This window comes from Streptomyces sp. NPDC001339, from assembly GCF_042895955.1.
GTDB lineage: Bacteria > Actinomycetota > Actinomycetes > Streptomycetales > Streptomycetaceae > Streptomyces.
This window is the reverse complement of sequence record NZ_JBIAWT010000005.1, coordinates 24250-44186: the sequence shown is the minus strand read 5'-3', so window position 1 is coordinate 44186 and position 19937 is coordinate 24250. Positions and strand designations below refer to the sequence as shown.

Below are 19937 nucleotides of genomic sequence, written 5' to 3'. Positions count from 1 at the left end.
CCGTGATCCGTGCCGTTTCTGTGCCGGTAACGGCTTCGTCGAGCGTACTCCCCCGCAATGACAGCGGACGGGGCACCCTGATGACAGCGGACGGGCACCCTTGGTGTGCCCGTCCGCTCGCCGCGTTCCGCCCGGCTCCGGTGGCCTGCTCTACGTGGCCCACTCGACCTCATGGGGGCCCACTCGACCTCGTGGGGGCCTGTTCGGCTTCGTGGGGGCCTGTTCGGCTTCGGCCTCGTCGGGGCCTATTCGACCTCGTCGGGGAGCTCGCCGACCCGGTTCTCCCACTTGGTGGAGAGCACGATGGTGGTGCGCGTACGGGAGACGCCCTTGGTGCCGGAGAGCCGCCGGATGGTGCGCTCCAGGCCGTCCACGTCGCCCACCCGCACCTTGAGCATGTACGAGTCGTCGCCCGCGATGAACCAGCAGTCCTCGATCTCGGCGAGGTCGCGCAGCCGGCGGGCGACGTCCTCGTGGTCGGCCGCGTCCGAGAGGGAGATGCCGACCAGTGCGGTGACGCCGAGGCCGAGCGAGGCGGCGTCGACCGTCGCGCGGTAGCCGGTGATCACTCCGGCCGCTTCGAGGCGGTTGATCCGGTCCGTGACGCTGGGCCCGGAAAGGCCCACGAGCCGGCCGAGCTCCGCGTACGAGGCGCGGCCGTTCTCGCGAAGTGCCTGGATGAGCTGCCTATCCACCGCGTCCATGCCCTCAAGCCTTCCAATCTTTACGCATTTTCGAGTTTTGCATGTAGAATCTAAGGCATACAGGGCCTAGACCCTGCGATTCTTTCCAGCGATCAAAGAAGATCTCATAGGAGTAGTCACCGTGTACTCGATCGAGATGGCCTACGCCCGCATGCGCGAGCTGCAGGACCAGGCCAATCGTTCACGTGCCCACAAGCTCGCCCAGCCGCAGTCCCGGCGCCGCTTCGGCCGCGCCACCACGGCGAAGAAGCGCTGAGCGCCACGCGCTGAGGGCTCAGCACTGAGAGCCAAGCGCCCGGCGCTGAGCCCCCGAAGAGCCACGAGCTGAGAGCCACGAGCCACCAGCTACCAGCTACCAGCTACCAGCTACGACCTAAGCAACGTCCGGGGCCTCCTTCTCTCCCTTGGAGCCACCCCGAAGCTCCCCCTCCCAGCGCCGGTACAACCCGTGCGGCACCTCGGCCGCGTCGAGCACCCGGCCCGCGACGAAGTCCACCAGATCCTGGATGTGCGTCGCCCCCGCGTAGAACGCCGGCGAGGCGGGCAGCACCACCGCGCCCGCCTCGTCCAGCGCGACCAGATGCCTCAGCGTCGGCCCGTTCAGCGGAGTCTCACGCACCGCCACCACCAGCGGCCGCCGCTCCTTGAGCGTCACACTCGCCACCCGCTGCAGCAGGTCCTTCGACAGCCCGAGCGCCACCCCGGCCACACACGCCGTACTCGCCGGGACGATCAGCATCCCCTTCACCGGATACGAACCCGATGAGGGTCCGGCCGCCAGATCCCCGGCCGGCCAGTAGCGCACCCGCGCCAGATCCGCCTCTGCCACCGGGAACGTGGCCGGCTTGCCGTCCGCCCCACGCGCCAGCCACTCCCGCAGGTCGGCGCGCCAGTGCGCGTCCCGGAAGGCGATCCCGGTCTCGTCCAGCAGCGTCAGCCGCGACGCCCGGCTGACGATCAGGTCCACCGCCTCGCCGGCGGCGAGCAGCCCGCGCACAACGGAAGCCGCGTACGGCGTCCCGGACGCGCCGGAGATCCCCACGACCCACGGACGGCGGGGGGCAGGGCCCTGCGCGCCGACGCCGGCCGTGCTGTCGCCGGCCTTGCCGTCGCTGGCCCTGCCGACGCCGGTGCTGCCGTTGCTGGTGGTGTTGTCGGTGTCATTGCTCGTGCTGTTGTGCCGCGGCTCCACGCATCGAGCCTATCCGGCGGAACCACCGAGCCCCTCACGTCCGTTCTTACGATGCGCCCCTCGCCACGCCTGGACGGGGGGCGGACGGGGGACGCCGGGGACGGGAAGGGACGGCCGGAGATGACAGCACGGACGACAGGGCAGACCACGGGACGGGCCACGGCAGGACGACTGACAGGACGACTGACAGGACGGGCGACGACGGCGGGACAGGCCGCGGCAGGACGGGCCGGACCCGCGATCTGCCTGATGCTGGGCTGGGTGGCGCTGCTCTGGCTGCTGGAGGGCGTCGACTTCGTCACCGGAGGCGCGCTGGACTCCTTCGGCATACAGCCGCGCGACCCCGATGAGCTGGTCGATGTCGTGCCCGCCGCATTCCTGCACTTCGGCTTCGGTCATCTGGCCGCCAACACCGTGCCGTTGCTGCTGCTCGGCTTCCTCGCCGCACTCCGCACCGGCGTGCGACGCTTCCTCGCCGTCGCCCTCGTGATCGTCCTCACCAGCGGCCTGGGCGTATGGCTGACCGCCCCGCCCGACAGCAACACCGCGGGCGCCTCCGGTGTCGTCTTCGGCCTCTTCGGCTATCTCCTGATACGCGGCTTCATCGAACGCAAGCTGCTCGACATCGGTATCGGCCTGACCGTCGGAGCCCTGTACGGCTCGATCCTGTGGGGCGCACTGCCCACCGACAGCGGCATCAGCTGGCAGGGCCACCTCTTCGGCCTGATCGGCGGCGTACTGGCCGCCTTCATCCTCCGCGAACGCCCCCGAGCCACCCCAGCACCACTAACCCACCGCTGACCCACCACTAGCTAGTAACCCACCACCAGCCACCAGCCACCAGCCACCAGCCGGACACTAACCCACCGCAAACAACTCACTACGCTACGGAATGAATCGCTCTCCGTAATCGTTGCCGTAAAAAGGAAGGAGGCACGGCGGCACCAGGCAGGCCCAACAGTCATCGGGTCAGTCAGCCCATCACCGGGGCCACGCAAGCCAGACCATCACCGGGTCAGAAAAGCCATCACCGAGCCAGTCAGCCCACCACCCGGGTCAGTCAGACCGTCACCCGAGTCCGTCAGGCCCTCACGCGAGTCCGTCAGGCCGTCACCCCGTCAGACCGTAAGCCCCCGCACCAGCAGATCCAGCAGTGCGCAGACGAAGAGCGCGATGCCGATGAAGCCGTTGACCTGGAAGAAGGCGCGGTTGACGCGGGCCAGGTCGTGCGGCTTGACGATCGTGTGCTCGTACAGGAACGCGGCCACCACGATCACCAGGCCCAGCCAGAAGAACGCGCCGGCGCCGGTCGCCAGCGCGTACCAGACGAACAGGGCCGTCGTGACGAGGTGGCAGCCACGCGCCCCCCAGATCGCGGCCGGGACGCCGAACCGGGCGGGGACGGACCGGACGCCGATCTCGCGGTCCGTCTCCACGTCCTGGCAGGCGTAGATCAGGTCGAAGCCGCCGATCCAGATGCCGACCGCGAGGCCGAGGATCACGGCCTGCCAGGACCAGGAGCCGCTGATCGCGAGCCAGGCGCCGACCGGGCCGATCGCCTGGGCCAGGCCGAGGATCGCCTGCGGGAAGTTCGTGAACCGCTTGCCGTACGGGTAGACCACCATCGGCACCACGGCGAGCGGGGCGAGCGCCAGGCACAGGGGGTTCAGCAGGGCCGCCGCGCCGAGGAAGACGGCGAGCGCGATGAGGGCGCCGGTCCAGGCGGACTTCACCGACACCGCGCCGGTGACCAGTTCGCGGTGCGCGGTGCGCGGGTTACGGGCGTCGATCTCGCGGTCGATGATGCGGTTCGCGGCCATCGCGAAGGTGCGCAGGCCGACCATGCAGACGGTGACGAGGAGCAGGCGGGCCCAGTGGATGTGCTCGTCCCACTCGTACATCGCGGTCAGGGAGGCGATGTAGGCGAAGGGCAGCGCGAAGACCGAGTGCTCGATCATCACCAGGCGCAGGAACGCCTTGGTGCGGCCCGGTTGCGGGACGGCTGCGGAGGCGCTGGTCATGAGAGGCCGTACTCCTTCCAACGGCGGTCCACCAGGGCCGCCGTTCGCGGGTCGGATTCGACCATGTCCGGCCAGCCGCCGTCTCTGGTGTAGCCCTCCTCGGGCCACTTCTTCGTGGCGTCGATGCCCGCCTTGCCGCCCCAGAACTGCTGGTAGGAGGCGTGGTCGAGGTGGTCGACGGGGCCTTCGACGACGGTCAGGTCGCGGGCGTAGTCGGTGTTGCCGAGCGCGCGCCAGGAGACCTCGTGGAGGTCGTGGACGTCGCAGTCCGCGTCGACGACCACGATCAGCTTGGTCAGCGACATCATGTGCGCGCCCCAGATGGCGTGCATAACCTTCTGGGCGTGTTTGGGGTACTTCTTGTCGATCGAGACGATCGCGCAGTTGTGGAAGCCGCCGGACTCGGGGAGGTGGTAGTCCACGATGTCAGGGACGATGATCTTGAGGAGGGGGAGGAAGAAGCGCTCCGTCGCGCGGCCGAGGGGCCCGTCCTCGGTCGGCGGCCGGCCGACCACGATCGACTGGAGCAGCGGACGCTTGCGCATCGTGACGCAGTCGATCTTCAGGGCGGGGAACGGTTCCTGCGGGGTGTAGAAGCCGGTGTGGTCGCCGAAGGGGCCTTCGGGGAGCATCTCGCCGGGTTCCAGCCAGCCTTCGATGACGACCTCGGCGTTCGCCGGGACCTGTAGCGGGACGGTCTTGCAGTCGACCATCTCGATCCGCTTGCCCTGCAGGAAGCCCGCGAAGAGGTACTCGTCGATGTCGCCGGGCAGCGGGGCGGTGGAGGCGTAGGTGACCGCCGGAGGGCAGCCGAAGGCGATGGCGACCGGCAGCTTCTCCCCGCGCCGGGCGGCGACCTGGTAGTGGTTGCGGCTGTCCTTGTGGATCTGCCAGTGCATGCCGATGGTGCGCTTGTCGTGGCGCTGCAGGCGGTAGAGACCGAGGTTGCGTACGCCGGTCTCCGGGTGCTTGGTGTGCGTCAGCCCCAGGTTGAAGAAGGAGCCGCCGTCCTTGGGCCAGGTGAACAGGGCCGGCAGCTTCTCCAGATCGACCTCGTCGCCCTTGAGGACGACCTCCTGGACGGGCGCGTTCTCGCCCTTCACCTTCTTCGGCGGCACGTGCGTCACACCCGCGAGCTTGCCGAACGCCTCGCGGATCCCGACGAACCCGTGCGGCAGTTCGGGCTTCAGCAGCCCGCCGATCTTGGTGCTGATCTCCTCGTACGACGCCAGGCCGAGCGCCTTCAGAAGGCGGCGGTCGGTGCCGTAGACGTTCATCGCGAGCGGCATCGCCGAACCCTTGACGTTCTCGAAGAGCAGCGCCGGGCCGCCGGACTTCTGCACCCGGTCCACGATCTCGCCGACTTCGAGGTACGGGTCGACCTCGGCCTTGATGCGCTTGAGGTCGCCGTCCCGCTCAAGGGCGCGCAGGAACGAGCGGAGGTCGTCGTAAGCCATGCGCTCCAGTATCCGGTACGGACTACCCTGGACGGGTCACCGGGCCCCGTCGAGGGCCCGCCGCCGTACGCAGGGGGCTCGTTCCGCAATGCTCAGGTATCTGCCGTTCCTCTTGGTGCTGGCGCTGTGGATCTACGCGTTCATCGACTGCGTCAACACCCCTGAATCTCAGGTGCGTGGGCTGCCCAAGGCGGTGTGGGTGATCGTCGTCCTGCTCTTCGGTGAGGTGCTGATCGGCCCGGTCGCCTGGCTGGTGGCGGGCAAGCAGCGGCAGCGCGCGGCGGGCGGCTCCGGCGGTACGCCCTCCGAGTGGCACCGCAGCCGCGGCCGCAGCCGGAAGTGGGTCGCGCCGGATGACAATCCCGAGTTCCTCCGTTCTCTCGCGGAAGAGAGCAAGAAGGACGGGAAGGACGGGAACGGGAACGGGAACAAGAAGGACGAGGCGCTGCTGAAGGACTGGGAGGCGGATCTGCGGCGGCGCGAGGAGGAGTTGCGGCGCAAGCGGGGCGAGGCGCCGGAGAGCCGCGACGACAGCTGACGACAGCTAGGGCCTGCCCCATCGGACAGGCCCTAGTTCCCCTGGTTTTCCCTCAGTTCCCCTGGTTCCCGGCGCCGGCCCCCGGCGTACCAGCCCGCCGGCGTACAAACCCCCGTACTGGACGCGTACCAGCCCCCCCGGGACCGCGTAACCAGACCCCCGGGACCGCGTACTAGACCCCGGCGTAAGAGTGCAGGCCCTGCACAAAGATGTTCACGCCGTAGTAGTTGAACAGGTAGCAGCCGAAGGCGATCAGGCCCAGCCAGGCGGCCTTGCGGCCCTTCCAGCCGGCGGTGGCGCGGGCGTGCAGGTAGCAGGCGTAGGCGACCCAGGTGATGAAGGACCAGACCTCCTTGGGGTCCCAGCCCCAGTAGCGGCCCCAGGCGGCCCCGGCCCAGATGGCGCCCGCGATGATGGTGAACGTCCACAGCGGGAAGACGGTGGCGTTGACGCGGTAGGCGAACTTGTCCAGGGACGCGGCGGAGGGCAGCCGTTCCAGGACGGAGCGGGCGAAGGCGCCGGGCTGCTTGCCGGCCGGGTCGGCGAGCTTGGCCTCGTAGCGGTCGCGGAAGAGGAACAGCACGGTGGCGACCGCGCCCATGTAGAGCACCGCGCCGGAGAGGATGGCGCAGCTGACGTGGATCCACAGCCAGTAGGAGTGCAGGGCCGGGACGAGCTGGTCGCTGGCGGTGTAGAGAACGGAGACGGCGAGGCCCAGGTCGAGCAGGACGGTGGTGACCAGGGGGAGGCCGAGCCAGCGGACGTTCTTCTTGAGGGTGAGCAGCACCAGGTAGACGCCGACCGCGACGGCGGCGAAGGTCGTGGAGAACTCGTACATGTTGCCCCAGGGGGCACGCTGTACGGACAGGGCGCGGGTGAGAACGCCGCCGACGTGCAGCGCCCAGGCCAGGACGGTCAGGGAGATGGCGATCCGGCCGTAGAGGTCGCCCTTCTCCGTGCCGCCGGCGGCGCCGGGGCCGTCGGGGACGTCGCGGCTGCCGGCGGCGGTCTTGGTGATGACCTGGGGACGTTCCAGTACGGCCGTGCCGCCGCCCTGCTGGGCACCCCGGACGGTGATGGTCGCCGGTGCGGCGGCGGTGGCGTTGGCGGTGAGGGCGGCGGCGGTGCGGCCGACCTTGCTGCGGCTGCCGAACACCCACTCGGCCATATGCGCGACGAAGGCGAGCGTATAGACCGCCATCGCGGAATAGACCAGCAGATTGCTGTTGTGCGCCAGTGTCTCGTTGGCTGCGGCAGCGATGTTCACGCGCGCGCTCCTTCGGAGGGGTCAGCAGGACCGTCTGAGTCGGGACCGTCGGAGTCGGTGGGCTCCGCGGGGTCTTCGGAGGTTTCGGGGCCGGCGGCCGGCGCGATCGGCGCGGCGGGCTCCAGAGCCCCCGCGAGGTCCGCGAGTTCCTCGGGCAGTCTCGGGGCCTCGCTGCGGCCGAGGCCGGCCATCTCGACGACGGTGACGCCGTCGGCGCCCTTCTCCGCCCGGACCCAGACCCGGCGCCGCTGGATGAACAGCGAGCCGGCCACGCCGAGCAGGGCGGCGACCGCGCCGGTGAGCGCGAAGCCGTTGCCGGGCTGGTGGCTGATCTTGAAGCTGGCCCAGGGCTTGACGCCGTCGAAGGTGATGCTGCCGTCGCCGCCGGGCAGCGTCATCGTCTCGCCGGGCCGCATCATCTGGGCGACTGCCCGGCCGTCGACCGAGTACTGCTTGAGGCCCTTCATCTTCAGCTGGTAGACGTTCTGCGGCAGTCCGGAGCCGAGACCCAGATCGCCGTGGTAGGCGGTCAGCACGAGGCGGGGGTTATCCAGCGCCGGGAACTGGGAGAACATCGTTCCGGAGCCCTTGCCCCCGTATGTCGGGATGAAGAAGCCCTGGAAGCCGAGCTGGTTGGGCCGGCCGTCCTTGGTCTTGGCGCCGGGCACCTTGACCACGCCGGTCGAGGTGAAGTTCTTGCTGTCCTGCGGGAGGAAGGGCACCGCGCCCTGGTAGACGGTCTTGCCGCGGCCGTCCTTGACGGTGACCCGCGGCGCGTAGCCGTGCGAGAGCAGGAAGACCTTGGAGTCGGCGATGTCGAGGGGGGTGTTCACCTCGATCGAGGTCCGGTGCTCCTTGCCGTCGGCTCCGGAGAAGTACGAGATGTCGGCGCGGAAGACGCGCGGGGTGCCCTTCTGGGGGCCGGTGCGCTCGTAGGTGGCGGCGAACTTGTGCAGGGTGAAGCCGAAGGGCTCCATGGTGTCGGTGTCGAAGAAGGCACCGGACTTGAAGTCGTCGTACTGGGTGAGGCTGTTGGCGAAGCCGTCGCCTTCGGTGATCAGCTTGCCGCCTTCGGACTTCCACAGGTTGCCGACGGCGAACGCGACCAGCATCACGATCAGCGCGAGGTGGAAGACCAGGTTGCCGACCTCGCGCAGGTAGCCCTTCTCGGCGGCGACCGCGGTGCCGGCCCGGTGGGCGCGGAAGCGGCGCTTCTTCAGCATCCGCTCGGCGGCGGCGAGGACGTCGTCGGGGGCGGCGTCGGTGCGCCAGGTGGTGTACGCGGGGAGCCGGGTGAGGCGGCGCGGGGCGGCCGGCGGGCGGCGGCGGAGCTGTCCGGCGAACTGCCAGGTGCGCGGCACGATGCAGCCGATGAGGGAGATGAACAGCAGCAGGTAGACCGCCGAGAACCACACCGAGCTGTAGACGTGGAACATCCCCAGCTTGTCGTAGAGGGCGCCGAGGGTCTCGTGGTCTGCCTTGAACTCGTCGACCTTGACCGGGTCGATGCCGGTCTGGGGGATGAGTGAGCCGGGGATGGCGCCGATCGACAGCAGGAAGAGCAGCAGCAGCGCGACGCGCATGGAGGTGAGCTGCCGCCAGAACCAGCGGGCCCAGCCGAGGGGGCCGAGCGAGGGGAGGGAGATGTCTTCCCTGGGCGCGGTGGAGAGCTGGGATCCGGCCGCGCCGAGGTCGCTTCCCTGGGCGCCGGCGTCCGCAGCACCGCTGGTCTTCGCAGCACCGCTGGTCTTCGCGGCACGGCCGGTCTTCGCAGCACCGCCGGTCTTCGCGGCACCGCCGGTCTTCGCAGCACCGCCGGTCTTCGCGGCACGGCCGGCGTCCGCGGCACCGCCGCTGCCCGGGGCGCCGGCGTCCGAGGCGTCGTTGTCCGGGTCGCGGGGGCTGTCGGTCGTGGTGGACATCAGTCAGATCCCAACGGTGATGCTTTGCGTCCAGCTCTGCAGCTCGGACATGAGGCTGTCCCAGACGCCGGTGACGAGGAGGATGCCGAGCGCGACCATCATGCCGCCGCCGGCCCGCATGACCCATACGTAGTGCCGTTTGACCCAGCCGAACGCGCCGAGCATCCGCCGGAAGGCGAGGGCGACGGCGATGAACGGCAGGCCCAGGCCCAGGCAGTACGCCACGGTGAGCAGGGCTCCGCGGCCGGCGCTGGCGTCGTGGAAGGCGAGGGTGTTGACGGCGGCGTAGGTGGGGCCCAGGCACGGCGTCCAGCCGATGCCGAAGAGCAGCCCGAGCACCGGTGCGCCGGCCAGTCCCACGGCGGGTTTCTTGTGGAAGCGCAGCTCGCGCTGGCCGAAGCGGCGCAGGACGCCGGCGAAGGCCAGTCCGAGGAGGATCATCAGGGCGCCGAGGACGCGCGAGATGACGTCCTTGTACTCCTGCAGGGTGTTGCCGAAGAACCCGAAGAGCGCGCCGCCGGAGACGAAGACGGCGGTGAAGCCGAGGACGAAGAGGGTGGCGCCGGCCAGCATCCGGCCGCGGCGGGCTTCGCCGAGGTCGGTGCCGGTGACGCCGGTGACGTACGACATGTAGCCGGGGACCAGCGGGAGGACGCAGGGCGAGAAGAACGAGACGAGCCCGGCCAGCAGCGCGATGGGTACGGCGGCCAGGAGTGTGCCGGTGAGGATGGTCTGGTTCTCCGTGACGGCGAGCTGGATCACGGCGTCACTTCTCCGCGACCAGCTGGTCGACCATGGTGCGCAGGTCGTCCTCGGTGAGCGGGCCGAGCGAGCGGGCGGCGATCTTGCCGTGCCGGTCGATGGCGATCGTGGAGGGGATGGCCTGCGGGTTGAGGCTGCCCTTGGGGAAGCGCAGGATCTGGCGGCCGCCGGTGGGGTCGTAGAGGCTCGGGTAGGGCACCTTGTGATCGTCCTCGAAGCCGACGGCCTGCGCCTTCTCGGCGTCCCGGGTGTTGATCCCGATGAACTGGACGCCCTTGCCCTTGGTCTCGCGCGCGACCTTGGCGAAGTTGGGCGCCTCGGCGATGCAGGGGTCGCACCAGGAGCCCCAGACATTGACGATGATGATCTTGCCCTGGTAGTCGGCGAGGTCCAGCTTCTCGCCGCGGGTGGTCTCGCCGGACAGGTGGGGTGCGTCCTGCCGGTCGGCGGGCTTGACGGTGTCGATGCCGTTCTCGCCCTGGACGAACCTGGTCTGGGCCGAGCCGCCGGAGGCGCCGTCGCCGCAGGCGCTGAGCGTCAGCGAGGCGACCGCGGCACCTGCGGCGAGCAGGGCCAGACGGCGGCGGCGCGTACGGCGGGGGACGCGGTCAGCACTGCGGTCAGCACTCATGTGAAAAGTTTCGCATGGGCCTTTCGCCGATCTTCCTTGCCCCCCTGGCGTGACGGAGGCCGGGGCCGAGGGGCAGGTCAGGCGGGTGGGGCGGCCGGGGCGGCGTGTCGGGGTGCCGCCTGGCGGGCCTCCGGGGGGCGGACCCGGGACGCCTGGCGGGCCTCCGGGCACCGGGGGTCACGACCTTGGCGGACGTCTCCGGAGCGGGCGCGTCAGGCCGCACGGACACCGGTGACGACAACGCGGAAGAGCCACGTCTCCGGAGCGGGCGCGTCAGGCCGCCGAGAGGTACGCGTTCCAGCCTTCGCCGGGGCGTTCGCCGACCGGTATGCGCTGGAGCTTGTACAGCACCTCGGGGTCCTGAGCGTCCATCCAGTCGGTGAGCTGCCGGAAGGACACCAGCCGGACATCCCGGTTCCGCTCGTGGGCGATGTGCGAGAAGGCGTCCTCGACGGCGTCCATATAGATACCGCCGTTCCACTGCTCGAAGTGGTTGCCTATGAAGAACGGCGCGCGGTTGGTCTCGTAGGCGCGGCGGAATCCGGAGATATAGGCGTCGGTGGCCTGCCGGCGCCAGCCGGGATAGTTGTCCGGCGGAGCCTTGGTGGATTTCTTCGACTGATTGGCGAGGATGTTGTAGTCCATCGAGAGCACCTCGAAGGGGTGCCCGGGGAACGGTATCTGCTGGAGCGGGTAGTCCCAGATACCCAGCTTTTTCCTGGGCCACATCTGAAGTCCCCCGGGCGAGCTGGCGTCATAACGCCAGCCGAGTTCTCTGGCGGTGGGCAGCAGGTTTTCCTGGCCGAGCAGACAGGGCGTACGGCTGCCGACCAATTCCGTGCGGTAGTCGAAGGGGAGCGGTGCGAGATCGGTGAAGCCGGTGTGCGTCTTCCACTTGGTGACGAAGTCCATCACCTGGTCTATCTCGGAGCGCCACTGCCGGGGTGTCCAGTGCCTGACGGAGGTGCGGGCGGCGCCGCAGAAGTGGCCGTTGAAGTGGGTGCCCACCTCGTGGCCGTCGAGCCAGGCCTGGCGGACGCAGCTCAGGGTCTCCCTGATGTGGTCGTCGCTGAGGTAGCCGATGGCGGAGGCGCCGGGCGGGTTGTTCGGCGGGGTGTAGAGGTGCCGCTGGGATTCGGGGAGAAGGTAGAGCCCGGAGAGGAAGAAGGTCATGGCCGCGCCGTGGTCCCTGGCGAGTTTGAGGAAGCGGGGGAAGAGGCCGTTGCCGACCTCTCCCGCGCCGTCCCAGGAGAAGACCACGAACTGCGGAGGGACCTGTCCGGGTTCCAGCCTTTCGGGTGCTTCCGGCTGGTGGGGCTGGGGACCGTAATACGCGGTGGAGCCGTCTCCGATGAGCCGGGGGCGGGCCTGGACCGAACTCTTCACCTTCTCCGCGCCGTTCGGGCCGGGCGCGGAGCAGCCGGCTATGCCCAGTGCGGTGACGGCCGCCCCGGCCCCCATCCCCAGCAGGTCCCGCCGGCTTATCGCATGCATGCCCTCGTCCCCATCCGTACTCACCGGAACTCGATATCCATATAAACGGACAACCGAGGGGAGGGCATGTCGGCCGACGGGACTCCGGGGCAAGCGCCGGCGGGATTCCGGGTCAAGCGCTCGGACAGGTCATTTCGCTCATCGCGGGCGTTCTCGCGGGCGTTCTCGCGGGCGTTCTCGCCGGCGTTGTCATTGGCGCTCTCGTTGACGCTCCGCCAGATGAGGCAATGTCAGGCCCCGAAAGCCTTGGCCTTTCCCTTGACGGGTTTGGCGCCCGCCAGAAGGTGGGAGGGTACAAGGTCGCGCGCCGGTTCGCTGTACCCCACCGAAACGATCTTGTCGCCGTGGAAGGTGAACGACGTCAGCGAAGCCAGCGTGCACTGCCGCTTCCGCGGGTCGTGCCACAGCCGCCGCCGCTCCGCGAAGCTGCGCACGATCCAGATCGGCAGCTGGTGGCTGACCGCCACCGCCTCGTGCCCCCGGGCCGCGTCCCGGGCCGCGCCGAGCGCCGCCATCATCCGTACGACCTGCTCGATGTACGGCTCGCCCCACGACGGCCGGAACGGATTCGTCAGGTACTTCCAGTTCCCCGGCTTCTTCAGCGCGCCGTCGCCGACCCCGAAGGTCTTCCCCTCGAAGACGTTGGCCGCCTCGATCAGCCGCTCGTCGGTGGCCAGCGCCAGGCCGTGCGCGTCCGCGATCGGCGCCGCGGTCTCCTGCGCGCGCTCCAGGGGCGAGGCGACGACATGGGTGATGTCGCGCTGCGCGAGGTGCTCGGCGACCCGGTCGGCCATCTTCCGGCCCAGGTCGGAGAGGTGGTAGCCGGGACGGCGCCCGTACAGCACACCCTCGGGGTTGTGCACCTCTCCGTGCCGCATCAGATGGACCACGGTGATGTCTTCGCCGCTCATGCCGCTGCTCATGCCGCCATTCATGCCGCTGCTCATGTCGCCCCTCCTCATTCCGTCGCTTCGGCGGCGGCCCGGGCGGCAGCCGGCAGGGCGGCCGCGATCCGCTCGACGGCCCGGGTGTCGTGCGCGGTGGAGACGAACCACGACTCGAAGGCGGACGGCGGGAGGTAGACCCCCTGGGCCAGCATCGAGTGGAAGAAGGCGGTGAAGCGGAAGGTCTCCTGCGCCTTGGCCTGGTCGTAGTTCGTGACGTCCGTGCCGGTGAAGAAGACCGTGAACATATTGCCCGCGGCCTGGACGCGGTGCGCCACGCCCTCCTTCGTCAGGGCCTCGGCGACCAGACCCCGGATCTCGGCGGAGACCGCGTCGACCTTCTCGTACGCGGCGTCGTCCAGCAGCCGCAGCTGCGCGACACCGGCCGCGGTGGCGATCGGGTTCCCGGACAGGGTGCCCGCCTGGTAGACCGGGCCGACCGGGGCCAGATGCGCCATGACGTCGGCGCGGCCGCCGAAGGCCGCGGCCGGGAAGCCGCCGCCCATCACCTTCCCGAAGGTCATCAGATCCGGACGTACGCCATCGATTCCGTACCAGCCGGACTTGCTGACGCGGAAGCCGGTCATCACCTCGTCGGAGATGAAGAGCGCGCCGTTCTCGGCGCACAGGTCCTTCAGTCCCTGGTTGAAGGACGGGCGGCCGTCGGCGGCGGGCAGCGGCGGCACCACGCCCATGTTGCCGGGCGACGCCTCGGTGATCACACAGGCGATCTCGCCGGGGTGCGCGGCGAAGGCGGCACGCACCGCCTCCAGGTCGTTGTAGGGCAGCACGATCGTGTCGCCGGCCTGTGCGCCCGTGACGCCCGGCGTGTCGGGCAGACCGAACGTCGCCACGCCCGAGCCGGCCGCGGCCAGCAGCGCGTCCACATGCCCGTGGTAGCAGCCCGCGAACTTGATCACCTTCGGCCGGCCGGTGAACCCGCGCGCCAGCCGGATCGCCGACATCGTCGCCTCGGTGCCGGACGACACCAGGCGCACCTGCTCCACCGGCTCGACCCGGGCCACGATCTCCTCGGCCAGCTCGACCTCGCCCGCGCCGGGCGTACCGAAGGACGTCCCGCGGGCGACCGCCTCCTGGACCGCGGCGATCACCTCGGGGTGTGCGTGGCCGAGGATCATCGGACCCCACGAGCACACGAGGTCGACATACTCACGGCCGTCGGCGTCGGTGAGGTACGGACCGGTACCGGACACCATGAACCGGGGCGTACCGCCCACGGCCCGGAACGCCCGCACCGGAGAGTTGACGCCGCCCGGCGTCACCGCGGACGCGCGCTCGAACAGCGACTGGGAAACAGGGGCTTCATAAGGAAAAGACACGACGATCCTGACCTGCATAAACGGGGAGGGCGGCGGCGCACGGACACGGCCCGGCTGACAACGTGCGGGAATCCCCGCTCGGACCCCTCGGGGGGCCGTACGGTTCCCGCTCGATCCTTTTTTGCTTCCTCTCGCTTTCGACCGGGCGTCAGCCCCCAGTCGTCTGCGAAACTGGGGCGACGGACGAGTAAGTCACGCAAGCAATGGTCTCAGAGGCGCACGGGGGCGTGCGGCCGGGCGTTTCACGCGCTGGCGACGGGGGAGGTCTCTGAGACGATGATCGGGTTGCGCGGCTGGGGCTGCGAGTAGTCGGGTGGAGATATGCATCGCGGTGGCGAACTGGGCGAAGGAACCGATGACCGGGGTTCCGGGCGCGCCCAGCGCGGCCGTCACCGGCGCGAGGGAACCAAAGGCGGGGACATCAGGGGCGGCCGCATGGGGGTGACGTACAAATATTTCGGCGCCCCCAACGGTGCGACCGCGGCCCGTGTCCCGATCTCCATGCGCCCCGAGGAACTCGGCGGTGACGAGCTCGGTATGGGCGGAATGTTCTCCAAGATCAAGCCGGAGACGATGGCCGCGATGGTCCTCACCGGTATAGAGGGCATACCGCTTCACAAGGTCCCCCCGCTGGAGCTCGTCGTCCTGCACCCCGACTACGCCGTCGTCAAACTCCCGATGACCGTGGTCGACCCCCTGCGCGGGGTCGGCGAGGAGTCGGTCGGCGCGGCGGCCTTCATCTGGTCCACCGTCCCCGACCGCGGTGGCCCGCGGGACGCCTTCACCGTGTACCAGCTGCTGCACGAGTGGCAGGACTTCAGCCACCGGCTGCACGAGGCGGGGCACCAGGCGTACTGCCTGGTGTGGCCGTAACGGTTCAGCGGGAGCGGGTCCGGCGCGCTGTCGAGGCAACGGCCGAGGGAACGGTTCGGCGGCCTGCTCACCAGGTGGGGCCATCGGCGGCCTGCTCACCACACGGGGCGGGCCGCTCCCCATATGGGGCGAGCCGCTCACCCCGTGCGGCAGGCCGCTCACCACGTGGGGCGGGCCGATACTCCACCGTCCACGACGAGCTCGTGCCCGGTGATCCAGGATGCCATCGGTGAAGCGAGGAACACACAGGCATCGCCCACGTCCTCCGGCCGCCCCAGCCGCCCGGTCGGCGCCGCGGCCTCCCAGCGCCGCACCCCCTCCGGCCAGTCCTCGGCCAGGCCCGGGCGGGCGATCAGCCCCGGCGAGACGCTGTTGACGCGGATTCCGTACGGCCCGTACTCCAGCGCCGCCGCGCGCGCGTGCATCACCACGGCGGCCTTGGACGCGCAGTAGTGGGCGTGGTGCGGCGCGGGCCGGTCCGCCTCGATCGAGGCGATATGGGTCACCGAGCCTCCTCCGGCCCCCGGCCGGGAGGACGGCCCGCGGCCGCCCTGGCCGCCCTGTTCCCGCATCACGGCCACCGCGGCCTGGGTGCAGGCGAAAACGGAGTGCACATTCACGTCCGCCACCGCCCGCCAGTCGGCGAGCGACATCGTCGCCAGCTCCTGCGTCGGCTGCACCCCTGCGTTGTTCACCAGCGCGGTCAGCCGGCCGCGCCAGCCGGCCGCCTCGGCCACCAGGCGGTGGCACTCCTCCTCGACGGCGAGGTCGGCGCGCAGCGCCAACGCGTCCCCGCCGCCCTCCTCGATCCGCGCCACCAGGGCCCGCGCCGCCTCGATGCCCGTACGGTGGTGCACCACGACCGCCGCCCCCGCGGCCGCGAACCGCAGCGCGATCCCGCTGCCGATACCACCGGCGGCCCCGGTGACCAGCACGACCTGCCCGCTGAGATCGGGCAGCCCGGCGCGCTCCGGAAGGCCGGCGGGGTCCGTAGAGCCGGCGCGCTCCCTGGAAATCCCCGCCCCATCCCCGGTGTTGGGCTGATGAGGGGTCCGCATCCCTGTCATGACCGGCTCAGCTCCGCGATCCGCGCCGCCTCCTGGGGAAAGCGCGCGGCCAGTTCGGCGCCGTCCCCGTGCTCATAGTCCTCGTACGTGAATCCGGGCGCCATCGTGCAGCCGAAGAGCGTCCAGGCTCCGCCGGCGGCGACCTCGGCGGCCATCCACGTACCGGCGGGCACCGTGAACTGCACCTGCTGTCCGCCCAGGACATCCGGGCCGAGAACGACCGTACGGGCCGGGCCGTCCTCGGGGAGGAGGAAGAGGCTCAGCGGGTCGCCGGTGTAGAAGTGCCAGATCTCGTCGGCCGGCAGCCGGTGCAGCGCGGAGAAGTCGCCCGGCTCGGCGGTGAGCAGCATCAGTATCGCGGTCCCCTCGGGCCGCCCGTCGGGACGCTGCGGCCCCCGCCAGGTCTGCCGGAACCGTCCGCCCTCCCGGGGCAGCGGCACCAGCCCGTACAGCTCGATCAGTGCCTCGGGGCCCGGGGCCCGGGGGTGCTCGTCCATCCGTGGGGTAACCCTCCCACTCGCGGTCGATGGCGCTTCGGTCTGCTGTCGCGCGGTGATCCGGTCGTGCATCAGCCTAGGCACCGAGACGGCGCGGCGCGACGGTCACATTCGAGCCATGTCCACCGCCTACGCCGATGGGCCCGGCGGCCGCGGCCGTCACCCCGGCGCCAGCACATGGCGCAGATACGCCCGGGGGTCGTTGAGATAGCGCCGCCAGTGGTCGACGAGCCCCAGCTCCGCCCACTCCACCGGCCGCATCCCGTGCTCTCCGACCTCCACGATCTCCGCGCCGGGCAGCGCCGTCAGCAGCGGGGAGTGTGTGGCGCAGATGACCTGTGCGCCGCTGCGCCCCAACTCGTCCATCAGCCCTATCAGTTCAAGACAGGAGGAGAACGACAGCGCCGCCTCCGGCTCGTCCAGTACGTACAGCCCCCGCTGGGAGAACCGCTCCCGGAAGGCCAGCAGAAAGCCCTCCCCATGGCTCATCTCGTCCGGATCCTGCGACATCCGCCCCGTCCTGCACTCGCCGCTCAGCGCCTCCAGCGCCGTCTCGGCCCGCAGGAAGAAGCCCCGTCGGCGCACCCGCGGCGCCCGCACCATCGCGCGCCCCTCGCGGGTCGGGTCGAACCGCATCCGGGCACCCAGCGGGGACACCCCCCGGGGGCCGGCGTACTTGTAGCCCGCCGACCCGCCGTACGAGTCCAGCCCGTACCCCTCCGCCAGCGCCTCGGCCAGTGTCGACTTCCCCGAGCCGTTCTCCCCCACCAGGAAGGTCACCGGCGCCCGGAACGCCAGCCCTTCATCGGCCAGCCGGCGCACGCAGGGCACCGTCCAGGGCCAGCCGTCCTCGGCCGTTCCCTCTCCGTCCGGAAGGTCCACATAGGCCCGTTCGATCAGCATGCCCCGAAGCTCTCACACCCCACTGACAGCCTCGGCCGGGACATGATCGGTACGCTGGCCGTCGCGCCGGCACGGCAGTGACACCGTGGTGACACCGCAGCACGAGTGGCACCGCAGCATGAGCGGCACCGCAGTACAGCAGTACGCAGCAGTGATCGTGGATACACACCCGAGGAGAGCGCCATGACCGCCGAGGCCCCCACCGCCGTCGTCACCGGAGCCAGCAGCGGTATCGGCGCCGCCACCGCGCGCTCCCTCGCCGCCGCCGGCTACCACGTCGTCCTCACCGCCCGCCGCAAGGACCGTATCGAGGCACTCGCCGCCGAGCTGCCGCACGCCGAAGCCCATGCACTCGACGTGACCGACCGCGCGGCGGTCGACGCCTTCGCCGCCTCCCTCGGCCACCGCCCCTCCATCGACGTCCTGGTCAACAACGCCGGCGGCGCCCTCGGCGCAGAACCGGTCGCCACCGGCGACCCCGCCGACTGGCGCGCGATGTACGAGGTCAACGTCCTCGGCGTGCTCCACATGACGCAGGCGCTGCTGCCCGCCCTCACCGCCTCCGGGGACGGCACCATCGTGGTCCTCTCCTCAACCGCCGGGCACGGCACCTACGAGGGCGGCGGCGGTTATGTCGCCGCCAAGCACGGCGCGCATGTGATCGCCGAGACCCTCCGCCTCGAACTGTGCGGCGAGCCGGTGCGCGTCCTGGAGATCGCGCCCGGCATGGTCAAGACCGAGGAGTTCGCCACCACCCGCTTCCGCGGCGACATCGACAAGGCCGCCAAGGTCTACGAAGGCGTCGACCGGCCTCTCACCGCGGAGGACGTCGCCGACACCATCACCTGGGCCGTCACCCGCCCCGCCCATGTCAACGTCGATCTTCTCGTGCTCCGCCCCCGCGCCCAGGCCTCCAACACCAAGGTGCACCGCACCACTTGAGCCCCATAGAGCCCCACCGCACCCGCCGAGCAGCGCCGACCGCACAAAGGGCGGCGTCAGCCCGTCAGCCCTTCACGCACACCACCTGCTTGAGGTGGGCGACGACCTCCACCAGGTCCCGCTGCTGGTCCATGACCTTCTCGATCGGCTTGTAGGCGCCGGGGATCTCGTCGATCACCCCGGTGTCCTTGCGGCACTCCACGCCCCGCGTCTGCTCCTCCAGGTCCTGCCGGGTGAAGCGCTTCTTCGCGGCGTTCCGGCTCATCCTGCGGCCGGCGCCGTGCGAGGCCGAGTTGAAGGACGCGGCGTTCCCCAGGCCCCGGACGATGTACGAGCCGGTGCCCATCGAGCCCGGGATGATGCCGTACTCGCCGCTGCCCGCCCGGATGGCGCCCTTGCGGGTCACCAGCAGGTCCATGCCCTCGTACGTCTCCTCCGCCACGTAGTTGTGGTGGCAGGAGATGACCTCGCCGAAGGTCACCTTCGCCTTCTTGAACTCACGGCGGATCACGTCCTGGGTGAGGGCCATCATGATCTCGCGGTTGTGCTTCGCGTACTCCTGCGCCCAGAACAGGTCGTTCCGGTACGCCGCCATCTGCGGGGTGTCCGCGAGGAAGACGGCGAGGTCCCGGTCGACCAGCCCCTGGTTCTGCGGCAGCTTCTGGGCCACGCCCATGTGGTACTCGGCCAGTTCCTTGCCGATGTTGCGCGATCCGGAGTGCAGCATGATCCACACCGACTGGTCGTCGTCGAGGCAGATCTCATGGAAGTGATTCCCGGACCCGAGCGTCCCCATCTGCTTCGTGGCGCGCTCGTGACGGAACTTGACCGCATCGGCGACCCCGTCGAACCGCCTCCAGAAGTCCTCCCAGCCGGCCGTCGGGACACCGTGCAGCCGGCCCGGATCGACCGGTGCGTCGTGCATCCCCCGGCCCACCGGAATCGTCTGCTCGATCTTCGAGCGGAGGCGGGAGAGGTCTCCGGGCAGGTCGTTGGCGGTGAGCGAGGTCTTCACCGCGCTCATTCCGCAGCCGATGTCGACACCGACCGCCGCCGGGCAGACCGCGCCGCGCATGGCGATCACCGAGCCGACCGTGGCGCCCTTGCCGTAGTGCACATCGGGCATCACGGCCAGACCCTCGATCCACGGCAGGGTGGCGACATTGCGCAGCTGCTGCATCGCGACGTCCTCGACCGTGGCCGGATCCGTCCACATCCGGATCGGCACCTGCGCGCCGGGCACCTCGATGTACGACATAACTTCCCCATTCCCCCGAAAACCTGAATAAAGCAAAAACCGGACAAGTCATCCGATCTTGGACGCCGGACCGGCGTGCGCGGCAAGACGTGCGGTACACATTGTGTCCATCGGCCGTCGCCCGG

20 protein-coding genes are annotated in these 19937 nt (G+C 70.1%); 5 read left to right on the top strand and 15 right to left on the bottom strand.

Features of this window, described 5'->3' with window-relative positions:
• Positions 1-245: 245 nt before the first annotated feature.
• Entirely contained in the window at positions 246-704 is a 459-nt protein-coding gene (locus ACFY12_RS15545; RefSeq protein ID WP_390716321.1) for an Lrp/AsnC family transcriptional regulator, read from the bottom strand.
• A gap of 121 nt (positions 705-825) precedes the next feature.
• Between ACFY12_RS15545 and ACFY12_RS15540 the strand changes: the two genes are divergently transcribed.
• Complete coding sequence (locus ACFY12_RS15540; protein ID WP_258527797.1) at positions 826-960, top strand: hypothetical protein; 135 nt, start codon at positions 826-828, stop codon at positions 958-960.
• Positions 961-1077: 117 nt separating this feature from the next.
• Here the strand turns inward: ACFY12_RS15540 and ACFY12_RS15535 are convergent, their stop codons facing one another.
• Positions 1078-1746, bottom strand: coding sequence for a UbiX family flavin prenyltransferase (locus ACFY12_RS15535; protein WP_390716793.1), 669 nt, complete (start codon positions 1744-1746; stop codon positions 1078-1080).
• A gap of 399 nt (positions 1747-2145) precedes the next feature.
• On the opposite strand from ACFY12_RS15535, the gene ACFY12_RS15530 reads away from it, so the two are divergent.
• Complete coding sequence (locus tag ACFY12_RS15530; RefSeq protein ID WP_390716792.1) at positions 2146-2697, top strand: rhomboid family intramembrane serine protease; 552 nt, start codon at positions 2146-2148, stop codon at positions 2695-2697.
• Positions 2698-3014: 317 nt separating this feature from the next.
• On the opposite strand, the gene mqnP is transcribed toward ACFY12_RS15530, so the two are convergent.
• The gene (mqnP, locus tag ACFY12_RS15525; protein WP_390716320.1) at positions 3015-3917 is read right to left on the bottom strand and encodes a menaquinone biosynthesis prenyltransferase MqnP; all 903 of its coding nucleotides are present in this window, start codon (positions 3915-3917) and stop codon (positions 3015-3017) included.
• Positions 3914-5374 carry a menaquinone biosynthesis decarboxylase gene (locus ACFY12_RS15520; protein WP_390716319.1) on the bottom strand — a complete coding sequence of 487 codons (1461 nt, stop codon included), beginning with the start codon at positions 5372-5374 and terminating at the stop codon, positions 3914-3916. Before ACFY12_RS15520 ends, mqnP begins: the two co-directional genes overlap by 4 nt.
• Before the next feature lie 88 nt (positions 5375-5462).
• Between ACFY12_RS15520 and ACFY12_RS15515 the strand changes: the two genes are divergently transcribed.
• Positions 5463-5912, top strand: a complete 450-nt coding sequence (locus ACFY12_RS15515) for a PLD nuclease N-terminal domain-containing protein (RefSeq protein ID WP_390716318.1) — start codon at positions 5463-5465, stop codon at positions 5910-5912.
• Between the two features lie 172 nt (positions 5913-6084).
• Here the strand turns inward: ACFY12_RS15515 and ccsB are convergent, their stop codons facing one another.
• The 7 genes from ccsB to hemL form a co-directional block, all read right to left on the bottom strand.
• Positions 6085-7179, bottom strand: coding sequence for a c-type cytochrome biogenesis protein CcsB (ccsB, locus tag ACFY12_RS15510; RefSeq protein WP_390716317.1), 1095 nt, complete (start codon positions 7177-7179; stop codon positions 6085-6087).
• Positions 7176-9101 carry a cytochrome c biogenesis protein ResB gene (locus tag ACFY12_RS15505; protein WP_390716316.1) on the bottom strand — a complete coding sequence of 642 codons (1926 nt, stop codon included), beginning with the start codon at positions 9099-9101 and terminating at the stop codon, positions 7176-7178. The genes ccsB and ACFY12_RS15505 overlap by 4 nt, the downstream gene beginning before the upstream one ends.
• 3 nt (positions 9102-9104) lie before the next feature.
• Entirely contained in the window at positions 9105-9863 is a 759-nt protein-coding gene (locus tag ACFY12_RS15500) for a cytochrome c biogenesis CcdA family protein (RefSeq protein ID WP_390716315.1), read from the bottom strand.
• A gap of 4 nt (positions 9864-9867) precedes the next feature.
• Positions 9868-10494, bottom strand: a complete 627-nt coding sequence (locus ACFY12_RS15495) for a TlpA family protein disulfide reductase (protein WP_390716314.1) — start codon at positions 10492-10494, stop codon at positions 9868-9870.
• Positions 10495-10767: 273 nt separating this feature from the next.
• On the bottom strand, positions 10768-11988 hold the full coding sequence (locus ACFY12_RS15490; protein ID WP_390716791.1) for a hypothetical protein: 1221 nt from the start codon (positions 11986-11988) through the stop codon (positions 10768-10770).
• A 230-nt stretch (positions 11989-12218) separates the two neighbouring features.
• The gene (locus tag ACFY12_RS15485) at positions 12219-12899 is read right to left on the bottom strand and encodes a histidine phosphatase family protein (protein WP_390716790.1); all 681 of its coding nucleotides are present in this window, start codon (positions 12897-12899) and stop codon (positions 12219-12221) included.
• Positions 12900-12946: 47 nt separating this feature from the next.
• Positions 12947-14272: a glutamate-1-semialdehyde 2,1-aminomutase gene (gene hemL, locus ACFY12_RS15480; RefSeq protein ID WP_390716313.1), complete on the bottom strand. Its 1326-nt coding sequence runs from the start codon at positions 14270-14272 to the stop codon at positions 12947-12949.
• A 321-nt stretch (positions 14273-14593) separates the two neighbouring features.
• On the opposite strand from hemL, the gene ACFY12_RS15475 reads away from it, so the two are divergent.
• Positions 14594-15145, top strand: a complete 552-nt coding sequence (locus tag ACFY12_RS15475; RefSeq protein ID WP_079123999.1) for a hypothetical protein — start codon at positions 14594-14596, stop codon at positions 15143-15145.
• A gap of 158 nt (positions 15146-15303) precedes the next feature.
• On the opposite strand, the gene ACFY12_RS15470 is transcribed toward ACFY12_RS15475, so the two are convergent.
• From ACFY12_RS15470 to ACFY12_RS15460, 3 genes are all read right to left on the bottom strand, one after another.
• Positions 15304-16212, bottom strand: a complete 909-nt coding sequence (locus ACFY12_RS15470) for an SDR family NAD(P)-dependent oxidoreductase (protein ID WP_390716312.1) — start codon at positions 16210-16212, stop codon at positions 15304-15306.
• A complete protein-coding gene (locus tag ACFY12_RS15465; RefSeq protein WP_390716311.1) occupies positions 16209-16709 on the bottom strand; it encodes a cupin domain-containing protein in 501 nt (166 codons plus the stop codon). The genes ACFY12_RS15470 and ACFY12_RS15465 overlap by 4 nt, the downstream gene beginning before the upstream one ends.
• A gap of 159 nt (positions 16710-16868) precedes the next feature.
• Positions 16869-17612 carry an AAA family ATPase gene (locus tag ACFY12_RS15460; protein WP_390716310.1) on the bottom strand — a complete coding sequence of 248 codons (744 nt, stop codon included), beginning with the start codon at positions 17610-17612 and terminating at the stop codon, positions 16869-16871.
• Positions 17613-17795: 183 nt separating this feature from the next.
• On the opposite strand from ACFY12_RS15460, the gene ACFY12_RS15455 reads away from it, so the two are divergent.
• Positions 17796-18554 carry an SDR family NAD(P)-dependent oxidoreductase gene (locus ACFY12_RS15455; protein ID WP_390716309.1) on the top strand — a complete coding sequence of 253 codons (759 nt, stop codon included), beginning with the start codon at positions 17796-17798 and terminating at the stop codon, positions 18552-18554.
• Between the two features lie 64 nt (positions 18555-18618).
• On the opposite strand, the gene ACFY12_RS15450 is transcribed toward ACFY12_RS15455, so the two are convergent.
• Positions 18619-19812: an RtcB family protein gene (locus tag ACFY12_RS15450; RefSeq protein ID WP_390716308.1), complete on the bottom strand. Its 1194-nt coding sequence runs from the start codon at positions 19810-19812 to the stop codon at positions 18619-18621.
• Positions 19813-19937: the final 125 nt, after the last annotated feature.

Excerpts from the sequence above, each read along its gene's own strand:
- ACFY12_RS15545 (WP_390716321.1), bottom strand. The coding sequence starts at position 704 with ATGGACGCGGTGGATAGGCAGCTCATCCAGGCACTTCGCGAGAACGGC.
- ACFY12_RS15530 (WP_390716792.1), top strand. The coding sequence starts at position 2,146 with ATGCTGGGCTGGGTGGCGCTGCTCTGGCTGCTGGAGGGCGTCGACTTC.
- mqnP (WP_390716320.1), bottom strand. The coding sequence starts at position 3,917 with ATGACCAGCGCCTCCGCAGCCGTCCCGCAACCGGGCCGCACCAAGGCG.
- ACFY12_RS15520 (WP_390716319.1), bottom strand. The coding sequence starts at position 5,374 with ATGGCTTACGACGACCTCCGCTCGTTCCTGCGCGCCCTTGAGCGGGAC.
- ACFY12_RS15515 (WP_390716318.1), top strand. The coding sequence starts at position 5,463 with ATGCTCAGGTATCTGCCGTTCCTCTTGGTGCTGGCGCTGTGGATCTAC.
- ACFY12_RS15505 (WP_390716316.1), bottom strand. The coding sequence starts at position 9,101 with ATGTCCACCACGACCGACAGCCCCCGCGACCCGGACAACGACGCCTCG.
- ACFY12_RS15495 (WP_390716314.1), bottom strand. The coding sequence starts at position 10,494 with ATGAGTGCTGACCGCAGTGCTGACCGCGTCCCCCGCCGTACGCGCCGC.
- ACFY12_RS15490 (WP_390716791.1), bottom strand. The coding sequence starts at position 11,988 with ATGCATGCGATAAGCCGGCGGGACCTGCTGGGGATGGGGGCCGGGGCG.
- ACFY12_RS15485 (WP_390716790.1), bottom strand. The coding sequence starts at position 12,899 with ATGAGCGGCGAAGACATCACCGTGGTCCATCTGATGCGGCACGGAGAG.
- ACFY12_RS15475 (WP_079123999.1), top strand. The coding sequence starts at position 14,594 with ATGCATCGCGGTGGCGAACTGGGCGAAGGAACCGATGACCGGGGTTCC.
- ACFY12_RS15470 (WP_390716312.1), bottom strand. The coding sequence starts at position 16,212 with ATGACAGGGATGCGGACCCCTCATCAGCCCAACACCGGGGATGGGGCG.
- ACFY12_RS15465 (WP_390716311.1), bottom strand. The coding sequence starts at position 16,709 with ATGGACGAGCACCCCCGGGCCCCGGGCCCCGAGGCACTGATCGAGCTG.
- ACFY12_RS15460 (WP_390716310.1), bottom strand. The coding sequence starts at position 17,612 with ATGCTGATCGAACGGGCCTATGTGGACCTTCCGGACGGAGAGGGAACG.
- ACFY12_RS15455 (WP_390716309.1), top strand. The coding sequence starts at position 17,796 with ATGACCGCCGAGGCCCCCACCGCCGTCGTCACCGGAGCCAGCAGCGGT.
- ACFY12_RS15450 (WP_390716308.1), bottom strand. The coding sequence starts at position 19,812 with ATGTCGTACATCGAGGTGCCCGGCGCGCAGGTGCCGATCCGGATGTGG.